Below are 12,896 nucleotides of genomic sequence, written 5' to 3'. Positions count from 1 at the left end.
GTGAATTTTGAAGTCAACGACATCGATCGCGTCATCAAGAACGCGATTACGGTAATGGAAGACAGCAAGTATCAGATTTTTGAGATATGCGAGGCTGCGCGCAAGGAATTGATGCTTCTGGGCAAGGAGCTCGAGCAAGTCTTCAAGGAGACGACAGAGACGATCGACAAAGTCGATCGTCTCGAGCTCGATTATCGGCGCTCGCGCATTCGGCTGACCGAGGTGAGCCGGGATTTCGTACGGTACAAGGAAGCCGATATTAAGGCGGCGTACGAAAAAGCGACCCAGATTCAGCTGGACCTGATGGTCTTTCGGGAGAAGGAAGCGTATCTGAAGGCCAGGCGCGACGACCTGCAGGCGCGGGTCAAGAGCATTGAGCTGTCTGTCGAGCGGGCGGAGACGATCAGCTCGCAAATGAACGTGGTGCTGGAATATTTGTCCGGCGATCTGAACAACGTGACCCGTATTCTGGAATCGGCCAAGAACAGGCAGCTGATCGGGCTCAAAATCATTTTGGCGCAGGAGGAAGAGCGCAAGCGCATCTCCCGCGAGATTCATGACGGTCCTGCCCAATCGCTCGCCAATTTAGTGCTTAGGACGGAAATTGTCGAAAGAATGCTGAGCAAGCAGGAATTTCGAATGGTACAAGACGAATTAATAGATGTGAAAGGTCAGGTCAGGTCCGGACTCGAGGAAATCCGCAAAATTATTTTCAATTTGCGACCAATGGCCTTGGATGATCTGGGACTTGTTCCTACTTTGCGGAAATACGTCCAGGATTTTGAAGAAAGACTTCGAATACGCACAACTTTTGAAACCGTAGGCCGGGAAATCCGATTGCCGTCCGCCATGGAGGCGGCCATCTACCGTCTGGTTCAGGAGGCTTACACAAATGCGATGAAGCATGCCAATCCTTCCATTGTTTCACTTGAGCTAACGTATCAGGCGCAGATGGTCAAGATCGTGATCCAAGACAACGGAAGCGGCTTCCATGTCGATCTTGTCCAAGCGCGAGCGCAGGAAAACTCCAGCTTCGGACTGATCGGAATGCAAGAGCGGGTCGAGTTGCTGGAAGGGAGGATGGAAATCGAATCGGAGATTAATGCGGGAACGAAGATTACGATTCATATCCCGATCAATGCGGAGCAGCGAAAGGAGTAACTGATGATGGAAACCAGACCAGCAGCAGGTCGCAAAATCAAGGTTCTGATTGCGGACGACCACCAGCTTTTTCGAGAAGGACTCAAACGTATTTTGAATATGGAAGACGACCTGGAAGTAATCGGGGAATGCGGCAACGGCATTCAGGTATTGGAATTCTGCAATTCTGAAGTGCCGGAGATTGTGTTGATGGATATCAACATGCCGGTCGAAAACGGCGTCGCCGCCACCGAACGGCTGCGCGACATGTTCCCGGATGTCAAAGTCATCATTTTGTCGATTCATGACGACGAGAGCTATGTTTTTGAAACGCTGCGCAAGGGCGCGTCAGGCTATCTGCTCAAGGATATGGAAGCAGAGGCGCTCATCAATGCGATTCGCTCGGTCGTCAGCGGGCACGCCTATATTCATCCGAAGGTGACGGGCAAGCTGATTAACCAGCTGCGCCGTATGACGTATCTCGACGAAATCGGCGCCGTCTCCCAGGGCGGCGCGGTCTCCAAGGATGCCGGCGTCAAGTTCGTAGCGGGCGAGAACAACCCGCTTACGCGCAGAGAGGCCGAGGTGCTGCGGCTGATGGCGGAGGGCAAAAGCAACAAGCTGATCGGCGAATTCCTGTATATTAGCGAAAAAACCGTCAAGAACCACGTCAGCAGCATCCTGCAGAAAATGGAGGTTGACGATCGCACGCAAGCGGTCATCAGCTCCATCAAGAACGGCTGGGTCACATTGTAAGCTTCCGCAGCATGACCTGAAAGCGAGCAGACTATGGACGGGTCTGCTTCCCAATCAAGACGGCCTCGGTATGGATGACCGAGGCCGTCTTTCTTATATATAGATTTGGCTTCGGAACGTCACTTGTGCCGCGAGCCCGGCGGCTGTTGCCGACACCAGTGGGCGGCTGTGCGCATATAATGCCACAAAAAGGGAGGTGGCATGATGGTCGCCGTCTTTGCAGGCATCCTGTGCTGCTATCTGGTCGCCGTACTGGGGGTTCATCTTGCGGCGCGACGTGCGCGTGGACCCGGCTATGCTGCGCGGCATTATGTCCTGATCGGCGGAACGGGCGAGCTGCGGCTCGAGGCTTATATACGCGCGCTTCGCTGGTACGCCCTCTCTTCGGGCCGGGCGGTCCGCATTACATTGGTGGACCGGGGAATGGGAGCGGAACAATATGCTGTATGGCGCCGTCTGGCCAGGGAGGGCGATGCATGGGTGGATGGGGAAGCGTCCACGGGGGCGGAGGCGCTGCAGCAGTCCGAAGTGTTGCAGGGGACGATGATGAGGCCGGAGTCGATCGTGAGGCCAGAGAAAATGGTGCAAGAGCGTACCTCTGCTGCGGAGGCTCTGCTGACGGCTCCCCGTTCGTTTCCGCGCCATGCCCCGCATGTACTCGTCGATCTGCGGGATCCGTACCAGCTGGAGCGGCTACCGGTCCGATTGGTCCGATTCCCTGATCATGGTCCAGGTTGAATTTTTCGGAAGAACGAGGTACACTGAAATTCGATAGTGCTATTGACGGGAAGCACCCGCGCTAGCGCAGGCTTCGGCTTGCGAGCGGGTGCTTTTTTGTGTTGGCGAGGGAGGATTACAAGGAGAGGAGCGGGTGCGCGTGCGAGGCTGGGTGTATACCGTTGCGCGAGGAGCGGAAAGTGAAGCCTGGGCTACGGTCGTACCAAAGCTCGACCAGGCGTATTGGGCGCAGCAGCGCGAGCTGAGGCGCGAGTCTGCCGGCGCGGGGAGCGGGGACGAGCTGCGCATGCTGGTCTATGAGCACAGTCTGCCGCTGGGAGCGGCGTTGACTGCTGCGGAGCTGTACAACGATGCGGAGCAGGGGCGGCGCCATGCAGGCGCAGGCATAGGCCAGCAGGAACGCCTGGCGCGCAGTATAGCAGAAGCGCAGCGCAGGCTGGCGGCTGAAGGTGTGGGAGCGGTCGCCGATCTGCGAAGGGCAAGCCGTGACGGGGCAGCCCGACTAGGAAGCGGTTATCTAGGGGCCGGGCATCAAGGAGCAGCCGCAACAGGGGCCGCGGAAACAATCGCAGCCGGGATCGTGCGGCTGCGGTATACGGAGCCGGGCTCTGCTCCAGTGCCGGAAATAGGGCGACGCGATGCACTGGGCGAGCCGCTGCGTCAGGCCGCGGAAGCGGCGGCGGCGCTCTTGCGCGGGCGGGCGCTGCTGCATGAGGAAGCGATCGCGTTGCTGACGAACGCGGGCATCGCGACGCCGGGCAGCTGGGGCTGGGACGCGGTGCTGCAGCTCGCCGCCCTGCAGCGCTGCAGCGGCCTTCGCCTCTGCGCGGCTGTTGCGGCGCAGGAGGACGCTCGCGGCTGGCTGCGGCGGCTGCGTCCGCAGCATCGGCTTCAATGCCGGCGCTGCGGCAGCGGCCGGGAGCAACTGCGGCGCACCCGGTGCGCGGCCTGCGGCGATGCCTGCGCGTATTGCGAGGCATGTCTGAACATGGGCAAGGCGCGCGCTTGCGGCCTGCTGGTGCTGGGCGGAGCGGTACCGGCGGCTAGCTCGTCGCAAGGCGCCGTGTCGGGAGCCAGTGACTCGCTCGGTTCAGGGCGGGGGGCCAGTATCACGGACGCCTTGGTATTCGAATCAAGCGATCTGAACCGGATGTCCGAAGCCCGTGCTTCGCACGGCGTTGCCGCTTTTGGCGCAGCCTCCGGCGCGGTCGCGTCCGTCGCAGCGGAGGCAGCAGCTGACGCCCCACTGCAGCGTTGGGGGCTTAGTCCGGCACAGCGCGCGGCGACGGTCGCAGCCCTGGCTTTTATGCTCGAGCGGCAAGCCCTCGCGCTGAGCTCAGGTGCTGCGCCAGTGCTGTCTGCGCCGTCTCCGGCGTTCCTGGCTGCGCGCGATCGAGCCTCGCGGGACTTTCTCCTATGGGCGGTCACGGGCGCGGGCAAGACGGAGATGATCTTTCCGCTGATCGAGGCGGCGCTGCGTCGCGGCGGCCGCGCGCTCGTCGCGACGCCGCGGCGGGACGTCGTGCTCGAGCTGGATCCGCGGATTCGCAAGGCGTTTCCCGAGGCGCGTGTCACGACGCTCTACGGGGGCAGTCCGCAGCGCTGGGAGCGCGGGCAGATTACGCTGGCAACGACGCACCAGCTGTTGCGCTTCGCCGGCGCCTTCGAGCTGGTGATCGTGGACGAGCTTGATGCGTTTCCCTATCACGGCGATCCGATGCTGCATGCGGCGGCGGACCGGGTCTGCACGCCCGGCGGGACCCGGATCCTGCTGTCCGCGACCCCGCCGCCGTCGCTGCAGCGTGAGGTGCGCAAGGGCCGGCTGGCGCATGCGCGAGTCCCGGTGCGCTATCATCGCCATCCGCTGCCCGAGCCGGCGGTGCTTGCCGTACCGGCGGTCCGCGCGCTGTGCAAGGAGCGCCGTCTCCCCCGGCGGCTGACGACAGCGCTGCGGGAGTCGCTGGAACGCGGCGCCCAGATATTTGTTTTTGTCCAGCGCATCCGCGATGTCGGTCCGCTGGTCGCGCTGCTGCGGGCGGCAGGTCTGCAAGCGGCGATGGCGGGCACCTCCTCGAAGGATGAGGCAAGGACGGAGACGGTCCAGGCCTTCCGGCAACGGGCTGTTCGCCTGCTCGTGACGACGACGATTCTCGAGCGCGGCGTGACGGTGCCGAGGAGCGATGTGTTCATCCTGGATGCCGACGGACCGTTGTTCGATGCGTCGTCACTGGTGCAAATGGCGGGCCGGGCCGGCCGAGCAGCCGACGATCCGCACGGCCGAGTGTATTTTTGCAGCCCGGCCCGCAGCCGCGCGCAGCATGCCGCGATCCGGCAAATCCGGGAGATGAACAAGCTGGCGAAGCGTCGCGGCTACCTGATCGCGGACGATGCACCGCAAAGGAGAAAAAAATGAGCGCCGGGCGTTGGCGCGGCTGGCTCGAGCAGGGGAGCAACCGGTTGCTGGCCCTGCTGGCGCCGGGGCCGGCCGCTTGCCTCCTATGCGGTAGGCAAGCGGCCGCTCCGGGCCCTCAAGAGGCGCAGCAGTCGCATGTGCGCCGGCAGCCGCTCTGCCGCGGCTGCCGGGAGGCGATCCCGTGGATCGAGGCGATCAACTGCTATTGCTGCGGGCGTACGATCCGCTGTCCGGACTGCGTGCGCAGGGGCGGCGCCGCCTTCGTATGGAGCCGCAGCGCGGTGCGCTATGACGCGAGCATGCGAGCATGGCTGGCGGCTTACAAGTATCGTGGCGAAGAGAGGCTGGAGCCGCTGTTCGCGGAGATGCTGGAGCCCGTGCTGCAGCGCATGACGGCGGAGCTGCTACGGCGGCTGGAGACTTCGCCGAAGCGGGCGGCCGTGGTAGCGGATGTCGCCGGCAGGCAGCTCCCCGCGGCGGCGATCGCCGCTTGCTGGGACGGCATCGCCTACGTGCCGGTCAGCACCGCGCGCTTGCGCGAACGGGGCTTCAATCAAGCGCAGCGCATGGCGGCCCTGCTGGGCCGGCGCTACGGCATACCCGTACTGCCGCTGCTGGTGCGGACCCGGCACACGCTGAAGCAGAGCGGCAAGTCGCGCTGGAGCCGGCTTCGGGACATGCAGGCGTTGTTCGACGCCGCGCCGGAAGCTGGCGAGCGGCTTGCACGCCTCCGCCAGTCACGCGCCAAGGCACGACAAGGTCCGGATTCGCCGCGCACTGCATGGCGGCCAGGTCCGGACGCGCCGCACGCTGCACGGCGGCCAGGTCCAGATGCGTCACCAGCTGCATGGCGTCCAGATGCGGGCGAGCCGTCCGCCAAGGGGCAGCCTCTGCGCTTGCTGCTCGTGGACGACATCTACACGACCGGCAGCACCCTGGACGGCTGCGCCGACGCGCTGCGGCGCATCAGCGACCTGCCGATAGAAATCTACGGGCTGACCTGGGCGCGGGCTTGAGGGGCATGTCCCAAGAAAAGTAGTGAAAATTACCCGCCAATCCGGTAAAATGAAGGAAATCGTTGTGGTACGAAGGAGGCGCGCAGACATGAGTCTTGATAATTGCCCGCGCTGCGGCAAGCTCTATGCCAATAATTTCCGAGACATTTGCCCGGCTTGCATCAAGGAAATTGATGAGGAATATACGCGCTGTTCGGATTACTTGCGGAAGAATAAAGGCGCAACGCTGCAAGAGTTGTCCGAGGGCACAAACGTGACGATCCGGCAGATTCATCGCTTTATACGCGAAGGCCGCATCTCCATTATGGAGGGTCCGAACCTGACCTATGCTTGCGAGAGCTGCGGCAAGGCAATTCGGGAGGGAAGCATGTGCATGGAGTGCAGGGGGCGGTTTGCGAAGCAATTTAAGGACGCGACGGTAATGCCTGAGCGTGACGAGAAGAAGAGCCTGCGAGACACGTATCAAACTGATAAAATGCGGGACTGGCCCAAATGAATTCGCCATGCACTCTACATTTTCAGCTTATTCTAACCGATAACCTTTATAGATAAAGGAATCGGTTTTTTTAAGCCGGAATCGAAGAGGTGACCAATCGTGAAAATTAATGAACCTGGCCGAATCGGCATGGTGAACGCATACCAAAAGCATCAGGAGCAGGCCTCCGACGCAGGACCAAAGGCGAAGCGGACCGATAAGGTGCAAATTTCGGCGGAAGCGCATCAATTGCTGAGCAGCAGTAAAGTAGATACCGCAGCTAAGGCAGAGCGGATGCAATCCCTCAAGCATGAAGTTGCGACCGGAACGTATTACGTGGATGCCAGTAAGATCGCAGAAAAGCTAGTGTCGTATTTCAAGCCGGACGGAAAGGCGTGAGTATATGTCGTTAGCGGAGCTTATCCAAACGCTCGATCACCAAGCTGCGATTTATAAGCAACTGCTGGACATTGCAGAGGCCAAGACCGCTGTATTGGTCCGAAACAATGTGGAGCAGTTGAATCAATTTTTACAAAAAGAGCGCAAGCTGGTTACGGAAGCCGAAAGTCTGGAAGTGCGTCGTGCGCAGTTGACCAGCCGTCATTTTGCGACAATCGGATATCGAGGAACCGGATATACAATAAGCGAGTTGATTCGATCGACGCATCATTCGGAACCCAAGCAGCAGCTGATAGAAATGCAGCAGGCGCTTGCGAGCATGCTGGAGGAACTGAAACGCCGTAACGAACTGAATCAACAGCTTGTCCGGCAGTCGTTGGCCTTTGTCGACTATTCCGTCAGTTTAGTCGTCGAAGATCCGTCGGAAGATCTGATCTACAAGCATCCGCAGAAGCAGCTTGCCATGAACGGCAAAAATAGAATGTTCGATTCGCGGGCATAGGAAGGGAAGAGTGTCAATGAGATCCACGTTTCATGTTCTGGAAACCGCCAAACGCAGCTTGTTTACGCAGCAGGCGGCGATTAACACCGTCGGCCATAATATTGCCAATGCCAATACTTCTGGGTATTCCCGCCAAGTGGTGGGCATGGTGGCCGGCCGGCCGATTGAAGCGGTGGGCCTGAGTCGTTCGACGGCGCCCGGGCAGCTTGGCACAGGCGTGGAATTCACCTCCATTGAACGCGTGCGGGTTGCCTTTTTGGACGATCAGTTCCGCAATCAAAGCAAATATCTCGGTAGCTGGTCGGTACAGGCGGACACGCTGGCCAAGCTTGAGGCGGTTGTCAATGAACCCGGGGATACGGGCATCCGCACCGTGCTCGAGAATTTCTGGAATGCATGGTCCGATCTTAGCAAGGATCCCGAAAGCATCACCGGCCGCAAAATCGTACGCGAGAACGCACTGGCACTGGTTGATGCCTTTAATCAGACAAGCAGGCAACTCTCCGATCTAAGCCAGGATCTGACATCCAATATTGAGGTCAAGGCGACCGAAATCAATACCATTACCAAAACCATTGCCTCACTCAACAATGAAATTCGGCGTATAGAAGGCTTGGGCGATCACGCGAACGATCTGCGCGATCAACGGGATCTGTTGACGGACCAGCTTTCGCAAATCGTAAATATTAACGTGACCGAGAACGAGTCCGGCTACACCATTAATATGGGGAACGTCAATCTGGTTGATGGGCAGACCGCGACCGAGGTGACGGCTGCATCGCTCGAGAGCGCTTATAGCTCGGGGAATCTGAACAACGGCGAGGTATTCGGCATGATTGTCTCGCGCGATGTCTATGTTGCGGAATACCAAGGACAATTGGATCTGTTGGCCAACACGCTGGCAAACGGCGAAATGGAAGTCACGATCCCCGCGGGGTCGGTGCTGCCCGGAACGACGACGCCCTTGGCCACGGATACCGTTATGACGGTCAATGGCATCAATGGGTTGCACCAACTCGGTTATACGCTGGAGGAACCGCTGGCAACGGGATTGGACTTCTTTACGTTCGAAGCAGGATCTACAGGGATTACGGCTGCCAGTATTCGATTGAACCCGGCAATTGAGTCGGATACGAACAAGATCGCCAGCTCGTTACGTACGACGACGGATGCGGGACCGCCTCCGGTGTCGACAGCGGTGAAGGGCAATAATACACTGGCGCTGTTAATGTCGGAGCTCAAGAATATTAAATTCAGCTTTGACGAAACGGCGGCAGGCGGCGGCGTTTACGATTCAACATTGTCCAACTATTATAACGGCATGGTCGGTTCGCTCGGTGTGCAGGCACAGGAAGCCAATCGACAATATGAAAATGCCAGTATTCAGACGGAGCAGGTCGACATGAGCCGTCAATCGGTCAGCGGCGTATCGCTGGACGAGGAAATGTCGAATTTGATCAAATACCAGCATGCCTACAGTGCCGCTGCGCGTATAATGACTGCCTTTGACGAAATGATGAATAAATTAATTAACGGCACAGGCGTAGTCGGCCGTTAATCAGTGTGAGGAGGATGACCGATGTTACGTGTGACGCCCGGCATGATGCATATGCAGCTATCGCGCAATATTAACCGTAATTTGTCGCAAATGCAGCAGTTGCAGAATCAGACCTCTACCGGCCGCAAAATCAATAACCCTTCCGACGACCCGGTCGGCATTACGTATTCGTTGCGCTATCGCACGGAAATTGCAGCAAATGAGCAGTACCAGGAGAATGTCGATTCGGCGTTGTCTTGGCTGGACTTTAACGACACAGTGCTGGCACAAACCGGCGATGTCCTCGCTCGGCTGAAGGAATTGACCGTGCAAGGCTCAAACGGGACTAACCCGGATGTATCGTTAGATAACATTAGTAAAGAGATTCGCCAACTGAAAGACCAGTTGATCGAAATTGCTAACAGCGAAATCAACGGAAAGTATGTATTTAACGGCCAGATGTACAGCGAGCGCCCGTATAACACCTCTGACCCGGCTTTTGATGCGGCTAGCGTCGTAACCGACGAGGCGGCAATTAACTATGCCGTCGGCGTCAACGTTTCGTTGAAAATTAACATATCCGGCAATGAAGTATTCGGAGCACCGGCAGAGGCGGATAATCTTTTTGCAACTATTGATCGTATCGTAACTGCGCTAGAATCGGGTCAATATGCAGATGTGACCGCGGAGCTCGGCAATATTGAATCGCGTATGGACAAAACCTTGATCGCGCGAGCAGAGATCGGGGCAAAGGTCAATCGGGTTGAATTGATGCAAAATCGGCTGGCGGACCTCAAATTGAATTTAACCGATCTGCAATCCAAAACCGAAGATGCCGATTTCGAGAAGCTGTTGATCGACTCCAAAATCAATGAAGCGATTTATCAGGCGTCGTTGTCCGTCGGCGCTAAGATCATCACGCCCTCGTTGTTAGACTTTATCCGATAATTGGCGGTGAAGCTGTATGAAGATGCCGATTATGCAAGCCGACACGAAGTGGGGGAGGATCGGGATCCAGACGCAGCCGGGCCAGTACGAGATACGAACACATCGTGCCGACGTACAGGTTGAGACAACGCCGGCTCAGGTAACGGCGGTAACGCCGCTGCCCGAGCTCTCCATCGACCAGAGCAAGGCGTGGGAGGCGTTGAACGGAGGCAAGCCGATGGCGTTCTGGAATCGAATTTACTCCCAGATCCCGAGCATCGTCCAGCAAAATATAGCACGAATTGTCGAGCGTGGAAATCAGATGGCGGATTTTCGTCTCAAACGCAACCCCATTCCGGATATGGCATTTGAGCAAATAGGGCGGCATACTTCGGACATTGAATACTTCGGTCCACCCTCGGTCGATAATGTCGATCTTCATTTCACAGTGTATCCGGCAGAAATCGATGTTGAACTGGGCACGCTCGATGTACAGGTGACGCCACGCAAGCCGGATATTACGTACCATCGCGGCAATGTGAACGTTTATATGGAGCAGTATCCTTCCTTGCACTTGTCGGTGCTCGGATTGGATGCTCGAATGTAGAAGCCGCTAAGCTGCTGGTCCCATTCGCATGTATGGGATCAGTAGCTTTTTTAATCGCAATTCGTTATGCTTTGATCAAAAGGAAGGGGGAAGAAAAATGGAGGTTCAAACTAGCCATTTCGGCCTTCTGGACGTGCCAGAGAGCGAGCTCATTCGATTTCCGAAGGGGTTGCCAGGCTTCGAAGAATGCACCTTATTTATTATGGTGTCGCCTGAAGAAGACGAGCCCTTTTCGTTTTTGCAATCCGCCCAGCGGATGGAGCTCGTATTTGTGGTGGCCGATCCGTTTCTGTTCTATGCAGAATACGATTTTGAGCTGCCGCATGCAGCGCTCGCGGAGCTGAACATTTCGTCGCCGGAGCAGGTTCTGATTCGAGGTATTATCAGTATGGGAGATGATCCGGCCAAGACATCGATTAATCTTGTTGCTCCGATTGTCGTGAACACAGACGCCCGTATAGGCAAACAGGTGGTGCTGGCGGCTACGCAGTACAAGACACGGCACCCGATATTTTCAAATAGTTCTTCCGGCTCAGTTTTGAAAGGAGGCTAATCGATGCTTGTCCTTTCTCGCAAAAAAGGGGAATCGATCATTCTACAGGATAACATTGAGATTACGATAGTGGAAACCGGTTCCGATCAAGTCAAAATAGGCATAGTTGCTCCGAAAGAAATTGAAATTTTGCGCAAAGAGCTGTACCAATCCGTTAGAGAATCGAATGAGCAATCCTCTGCTCCGGCAGCGGGCTTGTCGGTCCTGCGCGAGCAGCTGAAAAAGCTGAAAAAAAAAGATTGAAGCTATAATGAATTTGTAGAAATACGCCGATATACAAAGTAGAATCGCGCGGAGGGCGGCCGACCTTCGTGTGAGGGACCACATGGATGTGGGAAACGAATTCAGGGAGGAATTTTTTTATGCGTATTAATCACAACATTACCGCGCTTAACAACCACCGTAATATGGGTCTGAACAACGTGGCTGCAGGAAAAAGCATGGAGAAGCTGTCCTCGGGTCTGCGCATCAACCGTGCGGCTGACGATGCAGCCGGTCTGGCTGTTTCTGAAAAAATGCGCGGTCAGATCCGTGGCCTCGAACAAGCGCAGCGCAACGTTCAAGACGGTATCTCGTTCGTGCAGACGGCTGAGGGCGCAATGAACGAAGTTAGTGCCATGCTGACGCGTATGAAAGAGCTGAACGTGCAAAAGCTGAATGGAACGTATAGCGCTACGGACAAATCCAATATTGATGTCGAGCTGGATGAACTGGGTGAGCAGATTGACAGCATCTTGGACGATACACAATTCAATGGCATCTCGATTACGGTTTCAGCAGGCGTTGACATTCAAGCCAATGACGATAGCCAAGTAATCAATATCGCTGGAATTACGACTACGGGGGTTTATGGTCTCGACAGTGCTACGTCGCTGGGAGCCATCGAGACTGCTATTGAGAACGTAGCTACAGAACGTGCGAAGCTGGGTGCCTCGCAGAATCGTCTGGAGTATACGTCCAATAACCTCGGGACAACCGTTGAGAACCTGACGGCGTCTGAATCGCGGATTCGGGATACGGATATGGCGAAGGAAATGGTTGAGCTCACCAAAAACAATATTTTGCTGCAAGCGTCGCAAGCCATGCTGGCGCAAGCGAACCAGGCACCGCAAGGCGTGCTGACGCTGCTTCGTTAATCAATAAAACCTATACTTAAACTATTCCACATGGACGTGGAATTTTAATTCAGGGAGGAAACTAATCATGCGTATTAATCATAATATTACAGCGTTGAACAACCACCGCAACATGGGCCTGAACAATGTAGCAGCTGGTAAAAGCATGGAGAAGCTGTCGTCGGGTCTGCGTATCAACCGTGCAGCTGACGATGCGGCCGGTCTTGCCGTATCTGAAAAAATGCGTGGTCAAATCCGCGGTCTGGAGCAAGCGCAGCGCAACGTTCAAGACGGTATTTCGTTCGTACAAACAGCTGAGGGTGCAATGAATGAAGTCAGTGCCATGCTGACCCGGATGAAAGAACTGAACGTACAAAAGCTGAATGGAACGTACAGTGACACGGATAAGGATAACATTGACGTGGAGCTGGGTGAGCTGGGTGAACAAATCGACAGCATTATGACGGACACCACTTTTAATGGCATTCATATCACGTCCAACGTCACCATTCAATCCGATGACGATTCTCAAACGATTTCGATTACCGGAATTGCTACAGGTTCGTTCTCGGGTCTGAATGCTTCAAGTACATTGGCTGATATCGAGGCGGCAATTGAAGCCGTGTCGACTGAACGTGCCAGCCTTGGTGCTACGCAAAACCGCTTGGAGTACACGTCCAACAACCTCGGTACCACCGTGGAAAACCTGACGGCGTCC

The 12,896-nt window shown here is 56.6% G+C and carries 15 protein-coding genes; all 15 read left to right on the top strand.

What is annotated here, in order from left to right; all coding sequences use genetic code 11:
• A complete protein-coding gene (locus tag IDH44_RS11630) occupies positions 1–1,161 on the top strand; it encodes a sensor histidine kinase (protein ID WP_190917816.1) in 1,161 nt (386 codons plus the stop codon).
• A gap of 6 nt (positions 1,162–1,167) precedes the next feature.
• The gene (locus IDH44_RS11625; protein WP_190917815.1) at positions 1,168–1,896 is read left to right on the top strand and encodes a response regulator; all 729 of its coding nucleotides are present in this window, start codon (positions 1,168–1,170) and stop codon (positions 1,894–1,896) included.
• A gap of 201 nt (positions 1,897–2,097) precedes the next feature.
• Positions 2,098–2,634 carry a hypothetical protein gene (locus IDH44_RS11620; protein ID WP_190917814.1) on the top strand — a complete coding sequence of 179 codons (537 nt, stop codon included), beginning with the start codon at positions 2,098–2,100 and terminating at the stop codon, positions 2,632–2,634.
• 139 nt (positions 2,635–2,773) lie between these two features.
• Positions 2,774–5,047 carry a DEAD/DEAH box helicase gene (locus IDH44_RS11615; protein ID WP_317890163.1) on the top strand — a complete coding sequence of 758 codons (2,274 nt, stop codon included), beginning with the start codon at positions 2,774–2,776 and terminating at the stop codon, positions 5,045–5,047.
• Entirely contained in the window at positions 5,044–6,063 is a 1,020-nt protein-coding gene (locus tag IDH44_RS11610) for a ComF family protein (RefSeq protein ID WP_190917813.1), read from the top strand. The genes IDH44_RS11615 and IDH44_RS11610 overlap by 4 nt, the downstream gene beginning before the upstream one ends.
• An 88-nt stretch (positions 6,064–6,151) precedes the next feature.
• A complete protein-coding gene (locus IDH44_RS11605) occupies positions 6,152–6,559 on the top strand; it encodes a TIGR03826 family flagellar region protein (RefSeq protein ID WP_190917812.1) in 408 nt (135 codons plus the stop codon).
• A 99-nt stretch (positions 6,560–6,658) separates the two neighbouring features.
• A complete protein-coding gene (flgM, locus tag IDH44_RS11600) occupies positions 6,659–6,937 on the top strand; it encodes a flagellar biosynthesis anti-sigma factor FlgM (RefSeq protein ID WP_190917811.1) in 279 nt (92 codons plus the stop codon).
• A gap of 4 nt (positions 6,938–6,941) precedes the next feature.
• Entirely contained in the window at positions 6,942–7,439 is a 498-nt protein-coding gene (locus tag IDH44_RS11595; RefSeq protein WP_190917810.1) for a flagellar protein FlgN, read from the top strand.
• A gap of 16 nt (positions 7,440–7,455) precedes the next feature.
• Positions 7,456–8,997 (top strand): flagellar hook-associated protein FlgK, encoded by a 1,542-nt coding sequence (flgK, locus tag IDH44_RS11590; protein WP_190917809.1) that lies wholly within the window; start codon positions 7,456–7,458, stop codon positions 8,995–8,997.
• 21 nt (positions 8,998–9,018) lie between these two features.
• A complete protein-coding gene (gene flgL / locus IDH44_RS11585; RefSeq protein WP_190917808.1) occupies positions 9,019–9,924 on the top strand; it encodes a flagellar hook-associated protein FlgL in 906 nt (301 codons plus the stop codon).
• A 16-nt stretch (positions 9,925–9,940) separates the two neighbouring features.
• A complete protein-coding gene (locus IDH44_RS11580; RefSeq protein WP_190917807.1) occupies positions 9,941–10,510 on the top strand; it encodes a DUF6470 family protein in 570 nt (189 codons plus the stop codon).
• Between the two features lie 97 nt (positions 10,511–10,607).
• Positions 10,608–11,063 (top strand): flagellar assembly protein FliW, encoded by a 456-nt coding sequence (fliW, locus tag IDH44_RS11575; protein WP_190917806.1) that lies wholly within the window; start codon positions 10,608–10,610, stop codon positions 11,061–11,063.
• Between the two features lie 3 nt (positions 11,064–11,066).
• On the top strand, positions 11,067–11,306 hold the full coding sequence (csrA, locus tag IDH44_RS11570; protein ID WP_190917805.1) for a carbon storage regulator CsrA: 240 nt from the start codon (positions 11,067–11,069) through the stop codon (positions 11,304–11,306).
• A gap of 119 nt (positions 11,307–11,425) precedes the next feature.
• Positions 11,426–12,199, top strand: a complete 774-nt coding sequence (locus IDH44_RS11565; RefSeq protein ID WP_190917804.1) for a flagellin N-terminal helical domain-containing protein — start codon at positions 11,426–11,428, stop codon at positions 12,197–12,199.
• Positions 12,200–12,266: 67 nt separating this feature from the next.
• Positions 12,267–12,896, top strand: a 630-nt coding sequence (locus IDH44_RS11560) for a flagellin (protein ID WP_190917803.1), incomplete at its 3' end; no start/stop codon positions are given.

Origin of the sequence: Paenibacillus sabuli, from assembly GCF_014705605.1 — a bacterium.
In the GTDB taxonomy this organism is placed as follows: domain Bacteria; phylum Bacillota; class Bacilli; order Paenibacillales; family Paenibacillaceae; genus Paenibacillus_D; species Paenibacillus_D sabuli.
The sequence above is the reverse complement of the archived record's forward strand: the minus strand, read 5'-3'. Positions and strand labels throughout refer to the sequence as shown.